Annotated in this window: 18 protein-coding genes, 1 pseudogene and 2 other annotated features; of the genes and pseudogenes, 6 read left to right on the top strand and 13 right to left on the bottom strand. The window is 34.5% G+C overall.

Going from position 1 to position 22470, the window contains the following annotated elements:
* The first annotated feature begins 156 nt into the window (after nt 1-156).
* Complete coding sequence (locus tag JFU23_RS26455; RefSeq protein ID WP_201033101.1) at nt 157-636, top strand: hypothetical protein; 480 nt, start codon at nt 157-159, stop codon at nt 634-636.
* Nucleotides 637-740: 104 nt separating this feature from the next.
* Here the strand turns inward: JFU23_RS26455 and JFU23_RS26450 are convergent, their stop codons facing one another.
* Nucleotides 741-2252: a M36 family metallopeptidase gene (locus JFU23_RS26450; protein WP_201033100.1), complete on the bottom strand. Its 1512-nt coding sequence runs from the start codon at nt 2250-2252 to the stop codon at nt 741-743.
* A 327-nt stretch (nt 2253-2579) separates the two neighbouring features.
* On the opposite strand from JFU23_RS26450, the gene JFU23_RS26445 reads away from it, so the two are divergent.
* Nucleotides 2580-3164: a TetR/AcrR family transcriptional regulator gene (locus JFU23_RS26445; protein WP_201033099.1), complete on the top strand. Its 585-nt coding sequence runs from the start codon at nt 2580-2582 to the stop codon at nt 3162-3164.
* A gap of 1 nt (nt 3165) precedes the next feature.
* Nucleotides 3166-4251 (top strand): DUF418 domain-containing protein, encoded by a 1086-nt coding sequence (locus JFU23_RS26440; RefSeq protein WP_137058518.1) that lies wholly within the window; start codon nt 3166-3168, stop codon nt 4249-4251.
* Nucleotides 4252-4303: 52 nt separating this feature from the next.
* Here the strand turns inward: JFU23_RS26440 and ileS are convergent, their stop codons facing one another.
* The 10 genes from ileS to JFU23_RS26390 all read right to left on the bottom strand — a co-directional run bounded on the left by ileS (nt 4304) and on the right by JFU23_RS26390 (nt 19114).
* Nucleotides 4304-7405 (bottom strand): isoleucine--tRNA ligase, encoded by a 3102-nt coding sequence (gene ileS / locus JFU23_RS26435; protein ID WP_201033098.1) that lies wholly within the window; start codon nt 7403-7405, stop codon nt 4304-4306.
* 54 nt (nt 7406-7459) lie between these two features.
* Nucleotides 7460-7698, bottom strand: a binding site (T-box leader).
* 98 nt (nt 7699-7796) lie between these two features.
* Entirely contained in the window at nt 7797-11999 is a 4203-nt protein-coding gene (locus JFU23_RS26430; RefSeq protein WP_201033097.1) for a bacteriocin-processing peptidase family protein, read from the bottom strand.
* A gap of 418 nt (nt 12000-12417) precedes the next feature.
* The gene (locus JFU23_RS26425) at nt 12418-13296 is read right to left on the bottom strand and encodes a class I SAM-dependent methyltransferase (RefSeq protein WP_201033096.1); all 879 of its coding nucleotides are present in this window, start codon (nt 13294-13296) and stop codon (nt 12418-12420) included.
* Nucleotides 13297-13518: 222 nt separating this feature from the next.
* On the bottom strand, nt 13519-13737 hold the full coding sequence (locus tag JFU23_RS26420) for a hypothetical protein (protein WP_201033095.1): 219 nt from the start codon (nt 13735-13737) through the stop codon (nt 13519-13521).
* Between the two features lie 29 nt (nt 13738-13766).
* A complete protein-coding gene (locus JFU23_RS26415; protein ID WP_085310836.1) occupies nt 13767-14096 on the bottom strand; it encodes a DUF2085 domain-containing protein in 330 nt (109 codons plus the stop codon).
* A gap of 171 nt (nt 14097-14267) precedes the next feature.
* A complete protein-coding gene (argS, locus tag JFU23_RS26410) occupies nt 14268-15956 on the bottom strand; it encodes an arginine--tRNA ligase (protein WP_201033094.1) in 1689 nt (562 codons plus the stop codon).
* Nucleotides 15957-16001: 45 nt separating this feature from the next.
* Nucleotides 16002-16216 (bottom strand) — a binding site (T-box leader).
* A 40-nt stretch (nt 16217-16256) separates the two neighbouring features.
* Entirely contained in the window at nt 16257-17033 is a 777-nt protein-coding gene (locus tag JFU23_RS26405) for a class I SAM-dependent methyltransferase (protein ID WP_137057478.1), read from the bottom strand.
* 49 nt (nt 17034-17082) lie between these two features.
* Nucleotides 17083-17517, bottom strand: coding sequence for a BrxA/BrxB family bacilliredoxin (locus JFU23_RS26400; RefSeq protein ID WP_025149348.1), 435 nt, complete (start codon nt 17515-17517; stop codon nt 17083-17085).
* A gap of 82 nt (nt 17518-17599) precedes the next feature.
* The gene (locus JFU23_RS26395; protein ID WP_085310828.1) at nt 17600-17983 is read right to left on the bottom strand and encodes a thiol-disulfide oxidoreductase DCC family protein; all 384 of its coding nucleotides are present in this window, start codon (nt 17981-17983) and stop codon (nt 17600-17602) included.
* 3 nt (nt 17984-17986) lie between these two features.
* Nucleotides 17987-19114, bottom strand: a complete 1128-nt coding sequence (locus JFU23_RS26390) for a conserved virulence factor C family protein (RefSeq protein ID WP_137057477.1) — start codon at nt 19112-19114, stop codon at nt 17987-17989.
* A gap of 258 nt (nt 19115-19372) precedes the next feature.
* Here JFU23_RS26390 and JFU23_RS26385 point away from each other — a divergent pair, with 258 nt between their 5' ends.
* The 3 genes and pseudogenes from JFU23_RS26385 to JFU23_RS26375 all read left to right on the top strand — a co-directional run bounded on the left by JFU23_RS26385 (nt 19373) and on the right by JFU23_RS26375 (nt 21641).
* Nucleotides 19373-20506 (top strand): FAD-dependent monooxygenase, encoded by a 1134-nt coding sequence (locus JFU23_RS26385; RefSeq protein WP_201033093.1) that lies wholly within the window; start codon nt 19373-19375, stop codon nt 20504-20506.
* Nucleotides 20507-20534: 28 nt separating this feature from the next.
* Entirely contained in the window at nt 20535-20975 is a 441-nt protein-coding gene (locus tag JFU23_RS26380) for a hypothetical protein (protein WP_235661789.1), read from the top strand.
* A 76-nt stretch (nt 20976-21051) separates the two neighbouring features.
* Nucleotides 21052-21641: pseudogene (locus JFU23_RS26375) on the top strand (TetR/AcrR family transcriptional regulator).
* Nucleotides 21642-21690: 49 nt separating this feature from the next.
* Here the strand turns inward: JFU23_RS26375 and JFU23_RS26370 are convergent.
* Together JFU23_RS26370 and JFU23_RS26365 are read right to left on the bottom strand one after the other, a co-directional pair.
* Complete coding sequence (locus JFU23_RS26370; RefSeq protein ID WP_085310818.1) at nt 21691-22029, bottom strand: single-stranded DNA-binding protein; 339 nt, start codon at nt 22027-22029, stop codon at nt 21691-21693.
* Nucleotides 22030-22190: 161 nt separating this feature from the next.
* Nucleotides 22191-22445: a DUF4318 domain-containing protein gene (locus tag JFU23_RS26365; protein ID WP_201033092.1), complete on the bottom strand. Its 255-nt coding sequence runs from the start codon at nt 22443-22445 to the stop codon at nt 22191-22193.
* Nucleotides 22446-22470: the final 25 nt, after the last annotated feature.

The following is a 22470-nucleotide window of genomic DNA, read 5'->3' as shown; positions in this document are numbered from 1 at the left end:
AACATGAACATTGAACTCTATACAATTATCATTTGACAGCTTAGAAATGTTTTATCCTTCTCAAATTCTTTCAATCGAACTTATTTTTCCATTTTATTACATAAACCACGCATTTCCCACGCATATTATTATTAAAGTTTTATCGGAGGTGTACATATGAAAAAAACAATTAGTTTCTTTCTCCTACTATTATGCTTAGTTGTAGTTAATGAAGCATATGCCTATTCACCAAAATCTTTACCAATCTCTCAAAATTCTGATCAATGGCAAGTAAATATTGATGAAGTAAAAAGAACGAGTGAAAAATTGTTACAACCAAAAAAAGGTGTATTTCAAACATATCATTTCTCTGTAAAAAATCTTGGGAAAAGTGAAGTGTATAATGTACAAGTTGAAGTTTTTCGGAATGAACCAAATATGAAAACAAAATATGAACTCTTTTCCCTAAAAGAAAGTCGTCTAGCGGGCGGAAAAACTGGATTTGAACACGCTAATTTTCCAGTTTCTACAAAAGCGGATAAGGTTGACGTGATCATTACGTGGCAAGAACATCCTTTCCGCTCCATGAGAAACGGTCAAAAAGTTGAATCTAGAAAATTTAAAGAGCATTTTGTTTTTAAAGAAGCAGTAAAGTGAACTTATCGGTATATGTACATTATTACCGCTACCAATAAATTTTCCAGTACCAGTTCTTAAGCAAATAAAAAAGTCGTGGCTTTTAAACGCCACGACTTTTTATATTAATTCGTACTAATCCCTCTCGCTGCCCAAATACGATCAATTTCAGTCGCGTGTTGTCCGCCGTATAAAAGAGCATCCGCTTGCTTAATTGCTTTCGCTCCATCACGGAATTTCGCATTTGGCGTTAATGACCAATGTGATTGTAAAATAATTTTTGTTGCTACATCACGTCCAAAAGATTGCGCCATTTCGTATTGACCTTGAGCCCAAATTTCCCCATCATTATGCACTTCATTCGTTATATCTTTCGGGTATACTTTATTCGTATCTAATCGGCGTAAGCACGTCGGATCTGAACTAGAATAAGCAGCCGCATCCCATTCTCCAATACATGCTTTCCCGTATCCTGTTGTCGATACTGCATCTTCATAAGTAGCACCTAAGAAGTCTCCAAATCCTTCTCCCATCGCTCCACCTTCTGGTGAACTTCCGAAGCCTGGCACTTGATTATCTTGAATAGAATGTCCATATTCATGCGCGATAATGCCCGCATCTTCTGCATCATCTACTCCGCCAGTACCGAAAGTTAAAGCTTTCGTTGATGGTGAATAAAATGAGTTATCATCAGTTGTACCATTTACATTCACTTTAATAGAACGATTATTAATATTGTTAATGCCTAATCCTTGAATGTAACGCTGTAATGTATCAATATGATAATATGACATAACATCTTCAAAACTATCATTTGCACGTGTAAAATTAAATTGTAAGTTTGTAGATTTCGTCTTCGCTTTTGAAGAAATCGTAACATACTCACCAATTAAAAATCCTGTACCATCTAAACCTTTTAACGTAACAGTTTTCAATTGATTCGTTAATGCTGTTGAATCTGCATCATTATTATCTTTTAACCCTGCTAAACTTCCACTAGATACGACAGGGTTAGGTAAAAATACTTTTCCTGTTCCTTCTGCTTTTCGGTTTATATCAACCTTTTTAATTAACTTTCCATTTTCCGCATCAATGAATGTTTCCCATGCACCGAATGGATTATTAGAATGGACTACCACTTTATATACAGGAATAGCGACTCCCTCTTCAACAATATATCCGAATTCTTTTTCTGTAGGAGCCCATAAGTTTTGCTCACTTTCTCCTCCAACATACGCCATCGATTTTTGTTCTGCATCTTTTTCACTAATTTTTTTCGTAACTTCCTTCACACCTGTAACAGGCTGATAATCAGAAACCGCAAGTAAGCCTTTTCCCTCTCCGTTAAGAGTAACTGTAATTTGTTTTGAAAATACAGGCGCACCATTGACCACTTGTTGGAACCTAACATATGAAGCTACTGATGTTTCTGTTGTAGAAATATATTGCAAGTCTGAAAGGTCTGCCTTCAATCCATATTCCGTAGCATGTCCTTTTAAATATTCAATTGCTTTTTTCTGTGGTGAATAAGCTTCTAGCTTTACTTGCTGTTGTTTTTCCAATGCCGAAACCGTAGAAATCGTCCCCATTACTAATGGCACAGTCATTGCCATTGCCACCATTTTTTTGTTTAACATAAAACCACTCCCCCTAATAAATTGAATCCTTTACCCCATTCCTATAAAGCTATTACTGTCCACAAGTAACGAGATAAATTGAATCTACGAGTAATTCTATACGAGCAATTCTATTACCTTCACATTTATGGTGAGTGAAATTTTCTCAATAATTATGTATAAAATGAGAACAATACTTTAGAAATATATTTATTTCCCACTTCGATTAACTATATTTCACCAAAATAATGTATTGAAAAATAGGTTATTTTTTACCTAACGGTAGGTTGAAAAAGACCTTGATGAATGATACACTTTAATTAACCTTTTTTATTGGGAGGATTTATTATGAGTAAAAGTGAAGAAACACTCTCTTCCATAGTCGAAGCAAGTTATCGACTATTTGCCGGTCACGGCATTGCCAAAACGACCTATACAATGATTGCTGAAGAAGTTGGTATTGCCAAGCCATCTATTTATTATTACTTTAAATCTAAAGATGCATTAATTGAAAGTATTTTTAATGAATTATGTGCAGCGATGCAGTTCTCCTCATTCTTTCATACAGAAGAATTTACGAAAGAGAATTTCATTGAGAAATGTGTTGAAATTGGCTTTAAAATGATAGACGAACAACAGAAAGATCCTTATTTTAATCGTGTATTACAAGAATATGTATTACTATCTTCAAGAAACGATATGTACAAAGATCGATTACTAACTGTACAAACAGAATATTTAAACGGATTTGAATCACTCCTAACAAAAGCAAATGAACTTCAACTCATTCAAAATAAAAGTCTAGTTTCAAAAGCTCATATGTTAGCATTAGTTCTTGATAATATTGGGAATTTTATGATGTTACATTTAGATATGGATTATAAACAAATATGGATTGAAGCTGTAAATAGCATTTTTGAAAGCAGGGATTGAAGTGAATACAAAAAAGCGCATTATCGGCTTAGATTTTGCTAGAGCGTGGGCAATGTTTGGAATGTTACTAGTTAATTTCATGGTGATAACAGGGGCGGAAGGAAATGGACCTCCTCTGTTAAAAACCTTTATGACACTTTTTGAAGGTAGAGCTTCTGCCTTGTTTGTTATACTTGCTGGGATTGGCATAACTTTAATGACTAAATCATCTGTTGCTAGCCAAGAGAAAATAAAAATCAATACCAGCCGAATATTGATTTGGAAACGATCACTATTCTTATTTATTTTAGGGTTATTATTGTATGTAATGGAATGGACGGGTGATATTTTACACTACTACGGCGTTTACCTTTTCATCGCTGCATTACTAATTACTGTACGAAGAACTATACTAATATGGCTTTCTATCATTATTTTACTTGCTGCACAATATCTCCAACTTACTTTCAACGCCTTCGAAGGATGGGGAGGCACAATCCCATTTATAAACTATATAGACTTTTGGACCTTAACAGGTTTTCTTCGCAACTTATTTTTTAATGGCTATCACCCTATTTTCCCATGGTTTTCTTTCTTCTTAATCGGTATGATAATTGGCAGGTTAGATCTTCATAATAGGAAAATTAGACATTGGTTGTTCTTACTGGGTTTAACAGTAACCGTAATTATAGAGCTATTATCAAAAGGGTTAACACACCTTTTTATCCCATACATTGGTGAAGCAGCCTCTACATTTTTGTTTAACACAGGACCCATTTTACCCAATATATTATACGTCGCATCCGCTACAGGATCTGCTATTGCTATATTAATAATTTGCCTCTACATTGCTGAAAAATATGAAAATAATTGGTTTGTTACTTCCATTATACAAACAGGACAATTAACATTAACGCATTATGTAAGTCATGTATTTATCGGTATTGGCGCATTGATTGTATTAAATCGTATGGAACATCAAACACTACTTTTCGTTTTATTATTTGCTACTGCATTTTTCATTTTCAGTATTTTATTTAGCGTATTATGGCGAAGGAACTTTTCTAGAGGACCTATCGAATGGATTATGCGGAAAATAACTGATTAATTTATCTTCATACAAAAAAGGAAGTTGGAATGATTCCAACTTCCTTTTTTCTTTAATTAGCCGCGTTTAATTTAATTCGGATCTTTGTCTCACCTAAAGAAAGTTCATCGTCCTCATTCGTTAAGTGACCAAATGTAAATTGCTTGACGAGTAAGTTTTCTTCCAATAAATCTTTATGATTCGTTAACGTTTGCTGTAGTTCTTCTTCTGTATCAAGAATTACATCCACTCGTAAATTAACTGGTAAATTCAACTGCTTACGATATTCTTGAACTGCACGAATAAATTCACGTGCTACTCCTTCTTGTAACAATTCTTCCGTTACATTCGTATCTAACATTACCGTATATTGACCGTTAGTCGTATTTGAAAATCCTGATTTCGCAACTTTCTCTACTAATACATCTTCAGCTGTTACAACTACTTCTTCTCCTAGTGCTACTTCGTAAACTGCTCTTTCTGTAGATACAAAGTGTTGTACTTCTTCTTTTGATAATTGTTTTAGCCAGCCATTTACTGCATTCACACTTTTACCAAACTTCGGCCCAGCCGTTTTAAAATTCAGCTTTAATTGATAGGACGTGTATTTCGTTTCATCGAGTTCAACATGGAACGCTTTTACATTTAGCTCATCCATGATGATATCACGATAAGATTCCCAATCCATATCATTTTCATTATGCGCTAGTAATACAAGTTCTGCTAACGGCTGTTTTACTTTTAATGAATGTTGATTACGATTACTTCTTCCAAGTTCAACAACTTGTAAAACAGCATCCATTTCTGCTTCTAACCCAGGCTGGATAAGTGATTCGTTTACAACCGGATAATCTGCTAAATGAACGCTTCTTCCTTCTAAATTCAGATGAATATCCTCAGCTACAAACGGTGTAAATGGTGCGATTAATTTACTAATTGTTACAAGCACTTCATGAAGTGTTTCATACGCAGCTGCTTTTTCAGGATTCATACCAGATTCCCAAAAACGATTGCGTGAACGTCTTACATACCAGTTACTCACTTCATCTACAAGAGCAGCAATTTCACGAGCTGCATTTGTGAATTGATAATCATCAAGTGCAGTTCTTACCTTTCTTGTTGTGCTATGCAATCTTGATAATACCCATTCATCCAATTTCGTTCGCTTTACATCATAGGTTTCATTCGGATTATACTCATCTAAATTTGCATATAAAACGTAGAAGCTATATACATTGACTAACGTATCTACAAATTTAGATTTTGCTTCCAGTACTGTTCTTTCAGAAAAACGCTTCGCATTCCACGGAGCACTGTCAACAAGTAGAGCCCATCTTAAAGCATCTGCACCAAACTGATTTACTAAATCAACTGGATCTAGTGCATTTCCTTTACTTTTAGACATTTTCTGTCCTTCCTCGTCTAGAACATGCCCTAGTGATAACACTCGTTTATAAGGTACTTTTCCTGTATATAGTGCTGATACTGCTAATAAACTATAAAACCAGCCGCGTGTTTGATCAATGCCTTCTGCAATAACATCCGCTGGAAACTGTTCTTCAAATAACTCTTTATTTTCAAATGGATAATGATATTGTGCAAACGGCATGGAACCACTATCAAACCAAACATCGATTACTTCTGGTGTACGATTCATTGTACTTCCGCATTTTTCGCAGCAAACTTGCACTTCATCTACATATGGCTTATGCAATTCTAAATCTTCAGGTGTTTCTTTCGTACTATGCTTTCTTAATTCAGCAATACTTTTCGGTGAAAATTGATGATCGCAGCTTTCACATTCCCACACGTTTAACGGTGTTCCCCAATATCTATTCCGGCTAATATTCCAGTCCACCATGTTTTCTAAAAACTTACCAAAGCGTCCGTGCTTCATATGGTCTGGATACCACGTAACAGAATCATTATTCTGTAAAAATGTTTCTTTAATCTCAGTTGTTCGGATTAACCAGCTTTCTCCTGCATAATAAAGTAATGGTGAATCACAGCGCCAACAGTGCGGATAGCTATGCTCATATTTTTCTTTATGATATAGCAAACCTTCTTTAGCTAAATAACGAACGATATCAACGTCACATTCTTTTACAAACTTTCCTTTTAAGAAGGGTACTGCTTCTGTATACTCACCTTTCTCATCTACAACATGTAAGAACGACAATCCTTCACTTTGAACGACTTTATAATCGTCCTCCCCATATGCTGGAGCGATATGAACGAGTCCTGTACCACTATCTGCAGTTACAAAATCTGCTGCAATTACGTGGTACCCATTTGTAACTTCCTTCATCGAAAACGGTGCTGTATAAGATGTGTTTACTAATTCTTCGCCTTTATGAACGGATAATACTTCATAGTTTTCTTTTAGTACTTCTTGTACACGCTCTTTCGCAACAATGTATACATACCCTTCTTGTTTCGCTTTAACGTATTCCATATTTGGATGTACGGCAAGTGCAACATTCGCTGGAAGTGTCCACGGCGTTGTCGTCCATCCAAGGAAATATTCATTTTCACTATCTTTTACTTTAAACTTAACCGTTGCGCTTAAATCTTTAACCGTTTTGTACCCTTGTGCAACTTCATGTGAACTAAGCGATGTTTGACAGCTTGGACAGTATGGAGAAACTCTATGTCCTTTATATAACAAACCTTTTTCATGAATCGTCCCTAAAATATTCCATACACTTTCGATATATGGATTCTCTAGAGTAACGTATGGATCATCCATATCTACCCAATATCCAATGCTCTCCGTAAATTCACGCCACTGCTTCTCATATGTGAATACACTCTCTTTACACTTTTGAATAAATGGCTCAATGCCGTACTCTTCAATCTCATGCTTACCTGAAATACCAAGTTGTTTTTCAACGCCTAATTCTACAGGTAATCCATGTGTATCCCAGCCAGCTTTTCTTAACACTTTATATCCAGCCATCGTTTTATATCTTGCTACTAAATCTTTAATTGCCCGACCAAGTGCATGGCCGACGTGTGGTAAACCGTTCGCCGTTGGTGGTCCTTCATAAAACACAAACGATTGTGCGCCTTCTCTATTCTGAATTGATTGTTCAAAAATGCCCTGTTCGTTCCACTGCTTACGAATACGTGCTTCTCTCCCTACAGCCGACTCTTTTACATCTACTTTCTTCATCTACAATCACTCCTTTGAATGTTTTAAAAGCACACAAAAAACCCGCCCCTATGAAGTAGGGACGGGTTTACCCGCGTTACCACCCTAATTCTATTAGCTTTTCACTAATAGCACTTAGCAACGTACTAATATACGCGTTCTTTGTAACGGTAGACATCCGTCCGAGCTTACTTTATTCAGCCACGGCTCCTCGGAGATGATTTTCAAATAACGTCTGCACACCGACTTTCAGCAATACACCGGCTCTCTGGAGAACAGCTCACTATTTTACTCTTTCTCGTCTTCAGATTTGTATACTTTATTAAAAGTTATTTTATGCCATTAAACAATTAATTGTCAACTAATTCGAAATATATTTTTATTTATACCTTTTTTCTCTATTCTTATACAATTACTTTTCAAATTCTCGCAATCCTGCTAAATCTTCATCTTCCTCTGCAAGTTCAGCGAAAAATCCTGTTTCATCTTCACGAAGCACAATTTCAAGTTCATCTCTTGCCTCTTCATTTCTGTTTAATGATGTTAAATAACAAGCATGATCGTATCTTGCTAGCAAGTCAGTAGCATCAATTGCTAATATTTCACTTGTTATTTTTTCTGCCTTTGTCGTTTGCCCAGCTCTATGATACGAAGATGCTAAAGCAAGAAGAATTGCTGTTTCATTTGGATGATGTACAGACGCGTCTTCTAATAACTGAATCGAGTCCTCAATTCTCTCTTGACTTTGATATATTTCTGCTAAAGCAAGGAATCCTCTACTTACAAATGGTGTTTTCTCAATTAATTGCAAGTAAATTTTTTCGGCTTTTCTTTCTTCGCCTAGCTTACATAATACATTCGCTTGTAAAAGAAGTGTATCATAATCATCCGGTAGCTCGCGAACCATTTGTTTCGTTAATTCAAAAGCATCCCGTAACATATCTTCTTCTTCACACTCAATGAAAAGATTTACAAGTTGCTTCGCTACATCATAATCCCACTTATTTTCTAACGATGTTTGTAAAACCTCTATAGCTTCTTTATTCATCGCCGCATTCTCATAAAATATTGCGAAACGCTGCGCTGCCATACTATTTTTCGGATTTAACTTTAAGGAGATTTCAAATAAATCGATAACAACTGTAATCATTGAAATTTCCTTCGCACGATTTTTCATTCGATAAAATGCTCTTGTAAATATAGATTTTTTCGGTTGCTCATTTTGCTGTCTTTCTACTAATCTTTCGGCAACCGCAGTAGCTGCATACATAAACGCTGTACTTCTTTCTGCTTTTTTCACCTTTAACGTATGAAGTACGTCTCGTATTTGGGATAATTTTTTATGTTGCTCCATTGCTTTTACGTACACACCAAAAATACGTTCACTTTCCAAATCTTTATGCATTACTTTCAGCGCAACTTCGATTGCTTCTGCACTCTGCTTTTTAACTAGCAATTTCGCATAATGATATAGTACTTCCACATGCGCTTCATCTATTTTCATTGCGCATTCGATATATTCTTTTTCTTTATCTATGTCATTCATCGCGCCAAACACGTATGCAATCGCATCTAAACGCCATGTTTCAGGAACTTCTTCCTCCAATTTTTCTAGTTCAACTAGCAATTCTTCCTGAAGATTCATTTCTACTGAAAGCTGCGCTAAATATTCCATATTTATATGCATTGGTTCTTCTTTCATCGCCTGGACCATATGATTTTGTTCTTTGGAACGATTCTCTTCTTTTTCGTATATTTCAGCAAGCTGCAAATGTACACCTAAGAAGTTCTTATCCATTTCTAAACATGTTTCATACGCATGCTTTGCTTCTTGAAATTGCCCTAACGCCATGAATGTTTCACCGATACGGAAATACGGCAATGAATCTTGTTTTTTCTTAAGTGCATCATTATACCGTTTTATCGCCTGATCATACTGTCCAATAGATTCATATAAAACACCTGCGTAACAACCGTATTCAATTACATCCTCTTTTTCTTTTTCTAACGTTCTTAAAAATGCTATACCTCGTTGCACAAAAGCTGTGTCTTTTATTCGATTTACATACTCATCCAACACACTCGCTATATTAGCGTATACGCTTCGTATACCGTTCTCTAATTTAGAAAGTGCAAGTTTTAACTCTTTTTCATCCTCACCTAATGCCATTTCAGCATCCCATAACACCATACCAGCATTCATAAGGAAATCTTGATTGTCTTCAAATTGCTTATTAATACTGACAATATAGTTTTTTGCATCCTTATATTGTTCCTTTGCCATATAAACTTGAATTAAACCGAAATGAGAATATACATCTTCATTATTTTCTTCTAAAGAACGCTTATATATAGTTTCCGCTTCTTCAAGTTCATCATTTTGAAAATGAAAATCTCCTAAACGAACATATAAAGACGCCTGATCTTCACAATTTTGAATTCCTTGTAATAGAATTTCCTTCGTATTTTTCTCATCATCCAAATCCGATTCATAGATTTCCGAAAGCTTCGTATATAAATAGGCTGCTGTTTTATCTAATTGAATCGCCACTTTAAGTCCTTTTACCGCCAAATACACTTTCCCTAAATACTGAGCACATCTTGCACGTTCATACCATATGTGCGCTTCATATTTATATTCTTTTAATAAATCATTAAAGAATCCATATGCTTCTTCATATCGTTCTAAATCTATTAAAATTAAACCGTGATTTACAAGTGTAAACCTTTCTGGACTACGTTCTATAGCTGTTAGAGAATACTCGAGCCCCTTTTCGGATTGATCCATATACATGTATGATAATGCTAAGAAACTCCACGCAACTGGTTGATCTGCATCCAATTGTAATGATGAACGAAAACTAGCAATCGATTCTGCATAATTATCTTGCTCAAAAGAATAACGTCCATTTATAAAATGATACAACGCTTGATTGCTTTTCTTCTCCACACTTTGAAGCATCTGTCCTGCTTTTTCCATATCCTGCAGACGAATAAAACACTGTGCACTATGCAATTTCACAAAGTCAGAGCTCGGAAACTTTTTCATTAATTTTTCTATACAAAACTGAATAAAATCTTTATCTACTTCAGCATCTAAATGTTTAATCGTATATAACCAAGTGTTTGGATTTTCACTTGTTTCTTTTAAAAATAGTACTAACTTTTCAATTCCCTCTTTATCTTGCTCACCTAAATGATCTGTAAGAGAAAAGATTGTTTTATAATAAGTGTGTTCTTCCTCATTTAAAAATGAAAGTTGTTCCATTCTATCTTTTGGTATAAACGTAATAGCTAAACAATCTGTATAACGATATTTTTCTTGCAACTTATCATATTCCACAAGAATCGGTTCCAAGAAATTCGGATCTTGAATATAAAAAGCTTGCAGTACATCGTCATAACCAGAAAGCACTTGTACATGGGAAGCGTGCTCAATATCTATACTTAATAAAACGGGAATACCTTGATTGAGTAATCTCTTATAATTTTCCTCATTCCCTTGAAAATAACGATATTCGTAACCTTGCTCTTCTATATATGTAACTGTATCTGAAAACTTAGAACCTGTTACATCAAAAATATGTTGTGCAATTTCATCTTGCGTACGTTTTTCTCCCCATACCCCTAACATCATTTCCAAACTTGTCGGAACGCAATAGTTATCCTTTTGTACAACCGGAACTATCGGTAAACGCACCTTTTTTCCATCAGGATTTTTTTCTATATGATGATATAGAGAATTTTTCAAACTCTTTTCACTTTTCAATAGTGCTTGCAAATCGTGAATATTATTCATTTTATAAAATGCTTCTGCACGTAAATGTATAAAATAAGTTGTATATGCATGATGCGGAAGCATATGATTAATTTTATCTATTACCGCTAACATTTCTTCATAGCGCTCTAAATCTAATAAATATTTTACTTTTTCAAAATAGAAATATGGTACTTGAGGAAACTTTGCAATCGCATCATTAATGAGTTGTAACGCTCGCTGCTGTTCACCTTTATATGCATATAACTGCGCCAATAAGTACGTAGCTAACTCTTCACAATCTTTATGCTGCTGACCGGATAAAAGTTGTTCCTCTGCCTTCTCCCACTCACCAGTCTGTATATATAAGTAACCCCATTTGTCAAAAACTGCACGCGTACTATGCTTTTCCGCCTTTTGCATATAGGCATAGGCCTCTTCATTTCGCTTCATATCTAGCAAACATCTAACTAACGTAAAGTATGCTTTCGTTAAAACATCCGCATCAGTTTCCTCTTCATTTACCTTTTCCAAAGAATCTTTTAACAATTGTTCAGCATCAAGGATTTTACGCTCATCAATTAATTCATCACAATATAAAGAGAGCGTTCTCATATTTGGGAATTTTTTATAAGTATAACGAATTAAAAAGGAGCTATATTGATGCATCAAACCTTCATCAGCAAGACGAATTAATGTATCAAACTCCTTAGGTGACGAGACGTTAGAAAGCCAGTTCTTCACGTATGATAACTTATTCGTTTCTTTTATATGCGCAATTTCATTATTTATCTCATGTAATCCATCTAGGAATCTCTTTTCTTTCAAACAAATCTCTAATTGCTTAAAATCTAGCATGCATTCACCTCAAATTATTATTTATACTGCCATTTGCAAGCAGTATTCTAACCTACTTGCTTAGATTTTACACATCATATAGTATGCATTCAACTAAAACCTCATATAATGAACGATATTATTTAATATTATTCAAGTTTATAACTAAATATCTTAAAAACGATACTTTTTCTCGTTATTTTGTTTAATTTGATGAAATAACATATATTATTCGAAGATGGGTTTTATCTTCTTTTTTGAGGCTTCATTCAGTGGATGAAATTATATTAACGATTTCCTGAATATATATCGTAACTTACAATATATCAACGATTTGATAAGATATATCGATTTACCGGCAAGCCTTGATAATAATGGCAACCTATCCATATTAGAAATGTAGCAATTCTCCTTCTCCCTTACTTTTCTAATATGATATTTACTTCTTTATTTCACCAAATGTAATTTTCATATTCGGAGCATATACTAAAGATGCATGTATATGAAACATTTCAAAAAATCGTAGTTCTGCTTCATATTGAGCGAGTGCTTCAGCAAATGTTAAGCCCCGACTCATTAAACAATCTATAAATTGTTGTTTTTCACCTGGATTACTAGCAATCCCCTCTTCTTTTAGAGAATTATATAATCCTTGCTTATCATTTTGATTTAAATTAGGATCTAAAAAATTCACTTTATCACTTACTCTACATTCAATATTTTTAACACCTAATTCACTTAAATACATTGGTATTTTCATGCCAATATTGCCATCTTTACCACTTCTGTGTGCATCTTCTTCAAATAACTTCTGCAAAACACCAAGCTGGATAATTTTCGATTGAATTACTCCATCTAGCATGTATGAAGACATATTAGAAATCCAATTCGGCTCAAAACATATTATCTTTCCTCCCTCCTTAATTGAATTTATCATTTTTTGCAACATCGTTTTGGGCGAATTCATATGTAATAAGAAAGCATGACTGACAGCTATATCATATTTATTTTCCAATTCAATTTCTGTAGCATCTCCTTCAATAAATTCTGATTCATATGGAAGCGAACGAAACAACTCTCTCGCTTCAGCTATTAATGCTTCCCCGCTATCAATACCTGTATAATTTGATCCATTTGGAAGTAACGGCAACAAAATTAAACCTAAGTAGCCATACCCACAACCGTAATCAACAATATGTACTGGCTCAAAAATCTTCCAAACTGTATTTACTAAAAAACTTAAATAATCATCGTTATAATATAAATCTCTCGTATTTCTTAAATACTCTAGCTTACTATTCCAATCATACTCTTCCAATACAACACCTCCTTTTATATACAAAACTAAAGTTCTCCATTCAATAAACGTATTCCTATGTTTCTAATATTTTTAGAGATTTTTAGTTCTAATTATTGCGTTAAATCGTACATGTTCTTTACTCTCCACCTATTTGACAAACTAATTTTTTTAAAAAATAAAAAGGATTACATACCTGAAACGATATATAATCCTTTTCATAAAAAAGAAATACATAGAAGTTTAGATAGTACAATCAGAATCTGAGCAATCGGTACAATCTATTACGTCACAATCTAAATTTCTCTTTTTTTTGCTTCTTTTTAAATAAAAATATAGTAGCACCATAAATAATAGGCAAATAACAAAAGCTATTGTTGCTTCTATATATTTTTCATGAATGATAAAACCAATTCCACTTCCACCTGATATAAAAATTAGAATTATGTACATCCAAAACATGTAAGTAGCTACCTCCGTTGATATGTGGTTTAAGATGTAATCCATATAATACTAGATGCAATAAATAGTCCCATACCATTACCGCTTAATAAGCCAGTAGTTACTCTTAGCAAATTTGTGCTGCTTCGCCATTTCCACTTTTGGGTGAATCCATCAATTAATAATGGAATTTGAGCAAAAAAGGATAGCATTAATGAGAGACTAAACGAAGGTGTTATTAAAAAGTAAATTGGAAACATACATAAACCAATAAACATACCTGTGCATCGCGCACATAAAGGCATGTATTTTTGTAGTTTAAGAAAACTCCTTTCCGGTAGTCTATGACAAGGAATTTTTAAAATGAAACTTCGAATCAATACGGACCATCCTCTCTACAAATATTTTAATTGATTTAGTAACAAAATTATAGAATTCTTACACTTCGTAGCGTATAACACTTTATAAATAAGAATTTATTTAAGAAAATACAAAAAGACAAATCAGATTAATGACCGTCTGATTTGCCTTTTTGTTACAAAATTTTTATTTTACATCTCCTCAGGTGCCCCTACCCCAAGTAAACGTAATCCCTCTTTTAATACAACCGTCACAGCGTAAGCTAATGCGAGTCTACTCTCTTTCTCTTCGCTCTTTTCTAATATACGAACATTTCCATAATATTTATTGAACGCTTGCGCTACATCTAATACGTATTTTGAAATAATAGATGGCTCATTTTTGTTGAAGGCCGCTTCAATTGCTTGCGGGAATTTATTGAGTAATTTTACTACACTCCAGCTGTAATCGTCTTTTAATTCAAAAGTACACGTTTCAAATTCTACACTTTCTTTTCTTAAAATAGAGCAGGCACGCGCATGTGTGTACTGCACATATGGTCCTGTTTCTCCTTCAAATTTCAACATATTTTCTAATGAGAATTCGATATTATGCATACGCTCATTTTTTAAATCATGGAAGATAACCGCTCCAACACCGACTTGTTTTGCCACGTCTTCTTTTTGTTTTAAATTCGGATTTTTCTCTTCAATATTTTGTTCCGCAAGCGCAACAGCTTCTTCTAACACTTCTTCCAATAAAATAATTCTGCCCTTACGTGTCGACATTTTCTTACCATCTTTTAATATGAACCCGAACGGTACATGTTCCATTCCATCAACCCAAGTACAGCCTAGCTTTTTTAATACAGTGAAAAATTGATTAAAATGTAAACTTTGTTCTGGGCCAACTACATATAGTGCTTTATCAAATTCGTATGTGTTTTGACGATACAATGCCGCTGTTAAATCACGCGTTGCGTAAATAGTTGCACCATCTGATTTTCTAATTAAGCATGGCGGCATACCTTCTTTTTCTAAATTAACGACTAATGCGCCTTCTGATTCTTCAAGTAAATCGTGCTCTTCTAAAATCTCAATAAAGTCTTCCATTTTATCGTTATAGAAAGCTTCTCCTTGAAAGTTTGTAAATTCCACACCGAGAAGTTCATAAATACGAGAAAATTCTTTTAAAGACTCATGACGGAACCAATTCCAAAGTTCGACTGCTTCTTCATTTCCTTCTTCTAGTTTTTTAAACCATGATCGTCCTTCTTCTTCTAGTTCTTTGTTCTCTTTTGCTTCTTCATGAAACTGAACATATAACTTAAATAACTCACGTATCGGATCCTCTTTAACTACCTCTTCATTTCCCCATTTTTTATATGCGGTAATTAACTTTCCAAACTGCGTGCCCCAATCGCCAATATAATTGATTCCGACAACTTCATACCCACACTTTTCGGCGATATGTTTCAGTGAATTACCAATCATTGTAGAACGTAAATGCCCCATTGAAAAAGGTTTCGCGATATTAGGAGAGGAATAATCGATAACTACCGTTTTTTCACATCCAAAGTGATTTTGACCGTACTCTTCTTTCTCCGCTAAAATTATTTTTAATACTTCATCACTTACTGTTTCACGATTAAAAAATACATTTACATAAGGACCAACAGCCTCTACTTTCGTAAAGAACGGATCATTTAATTTCTCCGCCAATTCCTTCGCTATAATAGCTGGTGATTTTTTATATTGCTTCGCTAGTGAAAAGCATGGGAACGCTGCATCTCCGAATTCATCTTGTTTTGGTGTTTCGATTAAATCTAAAATTTGATTTTGTGTTAATTCATTCGTAAAAATATTCGATAAACTTTTCGCAAACTGCGTTTTATAATTCATACTATAACCTCCTTATTTTTTAAAACACAAAAAACTCGTCTCTAAAAAAGAGACGAGTTTTAACCCGTGGTACCACCCTTGTTGTTCATTTCGAACCACTTTCCCGTTTATAACGAGGACAGGGGGCCTCGGCTTACTCTACTATTCGTTCAAGAAGCGTCTCCGAAGTGCGCTTCATCTTTTTCTTCTGCACTAGGCTCACACCATCCCTAGCTCGCTTTCCTTCTGAAAAAGATTACTCTCTTCATCACAGACAGTATATTTAATTAATTATTGCTTATTATACATCTTTTCAAACAATTAGCAAGGGTCAATTACACCAAAGTGAAACTTAGCACTTTTTCTTTTGTATACTTGAAAATTATGTTTTTCAAATCTAGAACTACGGAAATGATCTTTCAGAACGACACGCTTTCTAGCCACACGCTTCGCTTCCGCAATTGTTTCGTCAGTAATATCATGATACAAAGCGAAGTGTTTTAATCCTTTAATTCCATCTGATTCTATGACAGTTTCTTCAAACATCGGATCAAGGTAAACGACATCATAACTATTATCTTCACATTGTATTAAAAATGCGTAATGCTCCGTTTGCTTTACATCGATTCTTTGCATTGCTTCATCGATTTCAGAAACGGATGAAGACCATGTTTGCAAGCCTTTTCCCATGATGTAAGACATATATTCGTTTCCTTCAAGTCCTGTTACTTTTCCACTTTCACCAACAACATAACTAGCTACAATACTATCTGATGCCATACCGAGCGTACAATCTAATACTGTCATTCCGCTCTCTAATTTAGCAGCTTGTACAAACGGATCGTGCTCTCCGCGCATTAACCTTTTCACACGAAACATCGCTGAGTTTGGATGAAAGAAAAACGACTCTTCCGTTCCTTTTGGATAAATGGCTAATCGATTTTTGCCTACAACAAGTACATCTTGTTCATACTGCTCATGCAGTTTATGTACTGGTATGTCATTACGTTTAACGAAAGAACAATTTAATTCTTCTGCTACCTTATTTGCATAAGCTGTCATTTCTTTATTTGTTCTTCCTGCTGTTGTTACTATCATTTTTTCACCTCTATATAAAGAAAAGAGGGAGATTCACTCTCCCCCTACTTTAGCAATTCTTTTCGAAAGCTTGTTCTAAGTTTGTAATAATTTCGTCCATTGTTGCGCCTTCAATTTCATGACGATGAATGAAGTGAACAACTTCTTTTCCTTTTAGTAATGCCATAGATGGTGAAGATGGAGGAATTTCTCCGAAGTATTCACGCATTTTCGCAGTAGCATCTTTATCTTGACCTGCAAATACAGTTACAAGATGATTAGGTTGTTTTTCAGCACGTACAACCGCTTGACCTGCTGATGGGCGTGCTAAACCAGCTGCACAACCACAAACAGAGTTTACAACTACTAAAGTTGTACCTGATGCATTCTCCATAAATTCTGTTACAGCTTCTTCTGTAGTTAACTCTTCAAATCCAGAACGCACTAACTCTTGGCGCATTGGAATTACCATTTGACGCATGTATTCTTCATATGCATTTGACATCTTGTATCTCTCCTTCAACTTTCATTCCAAATTTATCATATCACGCTCTATTAATAGGTGCAAAAGAAAGATAACGATGATTTCATTTTTTTGTAGGGATTTCACAAACCCCTTCACGACAGTGTCCAACTGGGACAAGTTTTCTATTGTTGGCAATATAATCGTATACTTTACTTCCAAATCCAAGTACGATAGATAGTTTTATAAAAGGTACTGCAAACCAATAAGATGGAACGGCCTTTGCTAATACGTTAATGCTATGAATTCCGTCATACCACTTATTATTTTTTAAAATATACAATCTTTGTTCCATCTTACTTTGTAATTTTTGAGATAGTTCATACCTCTCAACTACATCTTCATCTCGAAATGAAACAAATTTCATCTTACCCTTTTTATCTAATCTTTTCGTACGTTCTGCAACCGCCGTACACATCGGGCACCAACTATCATAGAAAACAATCATAAACTATTCCCCTTTACGAGACTCCGTCATTTGCTTCCATACTGATCCTTTTGCTTCTTCGCCGCCTTCAATACGTTCTAAAGCTAAACGTGCTTGCATCGCCACTTCAAACTCCGGATCATCTTCTGCTGCTTTTAGTGCCGGAATTGCACTTTCATCACCAAGTTCAAATAAGAACATTGCTGCACGCCAGCGTACTAATTTACTTGAATCTTTCAGAGATTTAATCATAACGAACATCGCTGCTGGATCACCTACGTCTGATAAGCAATCTCCTGCTGTACGACGAACACTTACTGAACGATCTAATAACGCTTTATATAATAACGGCAATACTCCTTCACCTTTTACCATACCTAAATAAGCTGTTGCTAGGCGGCGGATAGATACTTTCTCATCATCTAATGCCATTTTCAATACCATCATATCTTCTTCCGTTGGATCCATTTGTTCTAAAGCTGCAAAACGGTTTTTCCAGTCAGAATCTTTCATCATCTCTTCTGTTACTTTATATGGCTCACGCTTTTGAATCGTTACTTCAACAGCACCTGCTTGATCTAATAATTCTTTAACCGTTTCATTTACACGTTCTTCTGAATAAGCAGCAATAATTTCTTCTACTACTTCTTTCCCGATTTCTTCAAAATTACCGTAACGTGTACTTTGCTCTATCCACTTACGCTCTTTCACAACGTTAGGTGCAGACATTTGCACTTTCATAATTGATTCTTTAAAACGATCAGGTAAACCAACACGCTCTTCTGAGGTTCCATCTGTTAACTTCACTTGCATCGGAATTGTAAAGAACATTTGAACAAACACTTTCACTTCTCCAAAATGAGAAAGTTGTTGTTCTTCGCTTTCTTCCACTATTTCTTCACCGAAAACAGCACGAACTTGTTGTAATAAAACTTTCCAGTCATACTTCGCATTTCGCTCCACTGCTAAAAAGTCTGCAACATGATACACACCTTTAATGCCTTCAATCTTCAAGATTTCTTGCACTTGCACTGGTGCTTGTTCTTTATTTTCATTTGTATAATTATTACGCGCTCCTGATGGTAATACTTCATTCAAAATAACTTTCATTGTATTTGGACTTGGCGTCGGTTCAATTGCTTTAATTTTCACGTAAAAATACTCTCCTTTATTGCGTGTTCTTAGCTGTATTGTAACATGTTATCCCTCTATACTCCTACTCGGATGCTTAACTTTACTAATTCCTTTTCTACATTTCATATAAGTTTAACTATTTCTATTTTCACCTAATCATTCCGAAACTACAGTTAAAAGTCTAATTGACAATAACAAAAAAGGCATTAATCTTAACTCATAAAATGACCTCGGTCATTTTATGATCAAAGTCATTTGAAAGTGGAGGGATAACAAATGAATAATGTCATGATTATTGGTGGTGGTATTGCTGGTCTTTGCGCAGCAATTTCCTTACAAAAAATAGGATTAGATGTAAAAGTATATGATAAAAATACTGAACCTACTGTTGCTGGTGCAGGTATTATCATTGCCCCAAATGCAATGCAAGCACTTGAACCATATGGAATTTCTGAGCAAATAAAAAAATTCGGCAATGAAAGTAACGGTTTTAACCTTGTATCCGAAAAAGGAACTATATTTAGTAAATTGACCATTCCAGCTTGTTATCCAAAAATGTACTCCATTCATCGAAAAGATTTACATCAATTGCTACTTTCCAAACTACAAAAAGGTACTGTCGAATGGGGAAAAGAGTGCGTAAAAATAGAACAAAATGAAGAAAACGCCTTAAAAATATTATTTCAAGATGGTAGTGAAGCATTCGGCAATATACTCATTGCTGCAGATGGTATTCATTCTGTCGTTCGAAAACAAGTAACACAATGTGATGGTTATCGTTATGCCGGTTATACGTGTTGGCGCGGCGTAACTCCAGCTCATAATCTATCTTTAACAAACGATTTTATTGAAACTTGGGGAACAAACGGTAGATTTGGTATCGTCCCTCTTCCTAACAACGAAGTATACTGGTATGCGCTCATAAACGCTAAAGCTAGAGATCAAAAATACAAGGCTTATACAACAGCAGATTTGTATAATCATTTCAAAAGTTTCCATAATCCCATCCCAGCTATTTTAAAAAATGCATCGGACGTTAATATAATTCATCGTGATATTGTAGACCTTATTCCAATGAAACAGTTTTTTGACAAACGCATCCTCTTTATTGGAGATGCTGCCCATGCACTTACACCTAATTTAGGCCAAGGAGCTTGTCAGGCAATTGAAGATGCTATTATTCTTGCTGAATGCATCAAAAATAATGCCCACTATCGCCAAGCATTTACAGAATACGAACAAAAAAGACGAGATAGAATTGAAAAAATCTCAAACACTACATGGAAAGTTGGAAAAATGGCGCAAATAGAGAGTAAATCCTTAACTATACTAAGAAACCAAGTAATGAAACTTGTTCCGAAATGGGTTTCTGAAAAGCAAGCACATGAACTATACAATTTTCATTTATAAAAAACTACAACGAAAAGTGGCGAAAAGTATGACCAGATTTCTCTCTATCTTATTTTCAACTATATTACTTATTAGTTTACTTGGATGCTCTGCTTACACCTCAAATAAAGCAGACTCAAAACTAGCATTAAAAACAGATGATGTAACGGATGTAAAGTTATTAAATATGAAGGAAAATATTACAGTAAAAGCAGAAACAAATAATAATGGATTTATTGTACAAATGCTCAAATCTATTCAAGCAGGTACACCTAAAGAAATCTCCTTAACAAAACAAACTATGGAATCTGTATCGAGTAAAATGGAAATTGTATATGAAGATCATTCAATCAAAACTTTATTAATTTGGGTGAATGATGATGAGACAATTACAATAGCCGAAGACTCTAATGATACAACTATTAAAGGCGTTCAAGTACAACACGACCTAAAAACCCCCATGATTGTATTAAATTTTATTAAACAGTAAATTTGTGCATAAAATAAAATTTCGTTTGAGATTATCTAAGAAATAGATATAATTGTTTTTGTTAGGAGTAGATTATATGCTTAGAGAAACGAGAAAAAAAAATTAAAAGAACTCATATTCCTAAAAGCAGTACAGCTCTTCCAAGAACGTGGTTACGAAAATGTAACAGTTCAAGATATTACTACTGCATGCGGGATTGCAAAAGGAACTTTCTTCAACTATTTTCCGAAAAAAGAAAACATATTATTATTTTTAGGTGATTCTCAAATTGAACTATGGAATGAAAGCTTAAAAACATATGAAAATGTGGAACATCCAAAAGAACGAATCAAACTTGTTTTAGGAGACTTACTGGATCGCTTTACTGGACAAGGAGAATTAATGACGCATGCTGTTTTTGAAATTATTAAATCTAACTACTTAGTAGAAAATGAATTAAAAAGTATACAACAGCTACAAGAAAGTTTGTCTTCTATTATTACAGAAGCGAAAGAGACAGGAAAATTACACAGTCCATGGGATACAAATATCATCACTTCTACTATTATGAGTACTTATTTTTATACACTAATGTCCCACTCGCTATTACACGCTAATGAAACAAGTGCGAAAAATATACTTAATCAACAGTTGGATATTGTTTGGGAAGGTATCAATCAAAAATAATAGAGGGCTATGCTACAAAGCCCTCTTAACTTTTAATACTCTTTACGTTTTACCCCGATGCCCCCTCTCTCCTTCTCTCCAGAAATGTAATACTCTCTATCATAACTTCAGTTCTAAATATTCTCTTTCCTTGCTCATCATCGTAATTACTCGTATGAATACGTCCTGTAATCCCAACAAGTGAGCCCTTCGTACAATATTCTGTTACATTTTCAGCCGATTTTCGCCATACGACACAATTTATAAAATCGACTTGTTGTTCACCCAAACTATTTCGAAAACCTCTATTCACCGCAACACATATTCGCGCATAAGCGACACCTTGTTTTGTGTAGTATAATTCTGGCTCCTTTGTCAATCTACCAATTAATACAACTCGATTCATCATAAGTTATACCACCTCACATATTTTTCTTCATTGTAAAGAAAAAGGTTGGAAGGGTAAAAAGCGCAAAATGATATGTTTGTAAGCAAAAATTATTGCTTTATATCTTACAAATCAAAAAAAGAAACCCTACATAGTTTAAACATGTAAGGTTTCCAAAAATATTATACTTCACTGCAAGATATGTAATATCCTCCGCCGGCCATCTTTATTTCAGCGCGGTACATTACATTTTCTAAGTAGAAAGTAATCGGTTTAACTTTACTCTCAAATTTTAATTTCCCATTACATTCAGCCGCATATCCTTCAATAGCTGAACGAATGACTTCTGCTGATGGATATGTTAAAGCGTCATCTAGTTCTATGAAAAAACTTTTAGAAAATAGTTTTTTCATAATCCCTTTTTTCTCTTTCATCATATTCCATCCCCCTTCAATTTAAGTC

It is taken from the genome of Bacillus sp. TH50, from assembly GCF_016650565.1.
In the GTDB taxonomy this organism is placed as follows: Bacteria; Bacillota; Bacilli; order Bacillales; family Bacillaceae_G; genus Bacillus_A; species Bacillus_A mycoides.
The sequence above is the reverse complement of the archived record's forward strand: the minus strand, read 5'-3'. Positions and strand labels throughout refer to the sequence as shown.

Excerpts from the sequence above, each read along its gene's own strand:
- JFU23_RS26455 (WP_201033101.1), top strand. The coding sequence starts at position 157 with ATGAAAAAAACAATTAGTTTCTTTCTCCTACTATTATGCTTAGTTGTA.
- JFU23_RS26450 (WP_201033100.1), bottom strand. The coding sequence starts at position 2,252 with ATGTTAAACAAAAAAATGGTGGCAATGGCAATGACTGTGCCATTAGTA.
- JFU23_RS26445 (WP_201033099.1), top strand. The coding sequence starts at position 2,580 with ATGAGTAAAAGTGAAGAAACACTCTCTTCCATAGTCGAAGCAAGTTAT.
- ileS (WP_201033098.1), bottom strand. The coding sequence starts at position 7,405 with ATGAAGAAAGTAGATGTAAAAGAGTCGGCTGTAGGGAGAGAAGCACGT.
- JFU23_RS26430 (WP_201033097.1), bottom strand. The coding sequence starts at position 11,999 with ATGCTAGATTTTAAGCAATTAGAGATTTGTTTGAAAGAAAAGAGATTC.
- JFU23_RS26420 (WP_201033095.1), bottom strand. The coding sequence starts at position 13,737 with ATGTTTTGGATGTACATAATTCTAATTTTTATATCAGGTGGAAGTGGA.
- argS (WP_201033094.1), bottom strand. The coding sequence starts at position 15,956 with ATGAATTATAAAACGCAGTTTGCGAAAAGTTTATCGAATATTTTTACG.
- JFU23_RS26405 (WP_137057478.1), bottom strand. The coding sequence starts at position 17,033 with ATGATAGTAACAACAGCAGGAAGAACAAATAAAGAAATGACAGCTTAT.
- JFU23_RS26400 (WP_025149348.1), bottom strand. The coding sequence starts at position 17,517 with ATGTCAAATGCATATGAAGAATACATGCGTCAAATGGTAATTCCAATG.
- JFU23_RS26395 (WP_085310828.1), bottom strand. The coding sequence starts at position 17,983 with ATGATTGTTTTCTATGATAGTTGGTGCCCGATGTGTACGGCGGTTGCA.
- JFU23_RS26385 (WP_201033093.1), top strand. The coding sequence starts at position 19,373 with ATGAATAATGTCATGATTATTGGTGGTGGTATTGCTGGTCTTTGCGCA.
- JFU23_RS26380 (WP_235661789.1), top strand. The coding sequence starts at position 20,535 with ATGACCAGATTTCTCTCTATCTTATTTTCAACTATATTACTTATTAGT.
- JFU23_RS26370 (WP_085310818.1), bottom strand. The coding sequence starts at position 22,029 with ATGATGAATCGAGTTGTATTAATTGGTAGATTGACAAAGGAGCCAGAA.
- JFU23_RS26365 (WP_201033092.1), bottom strand. The coding sequence starts at position 22,445 with ATGATGAAAGAGAAAAAAGGGATTATGAAAAAACTATTTTCTAAAAGT.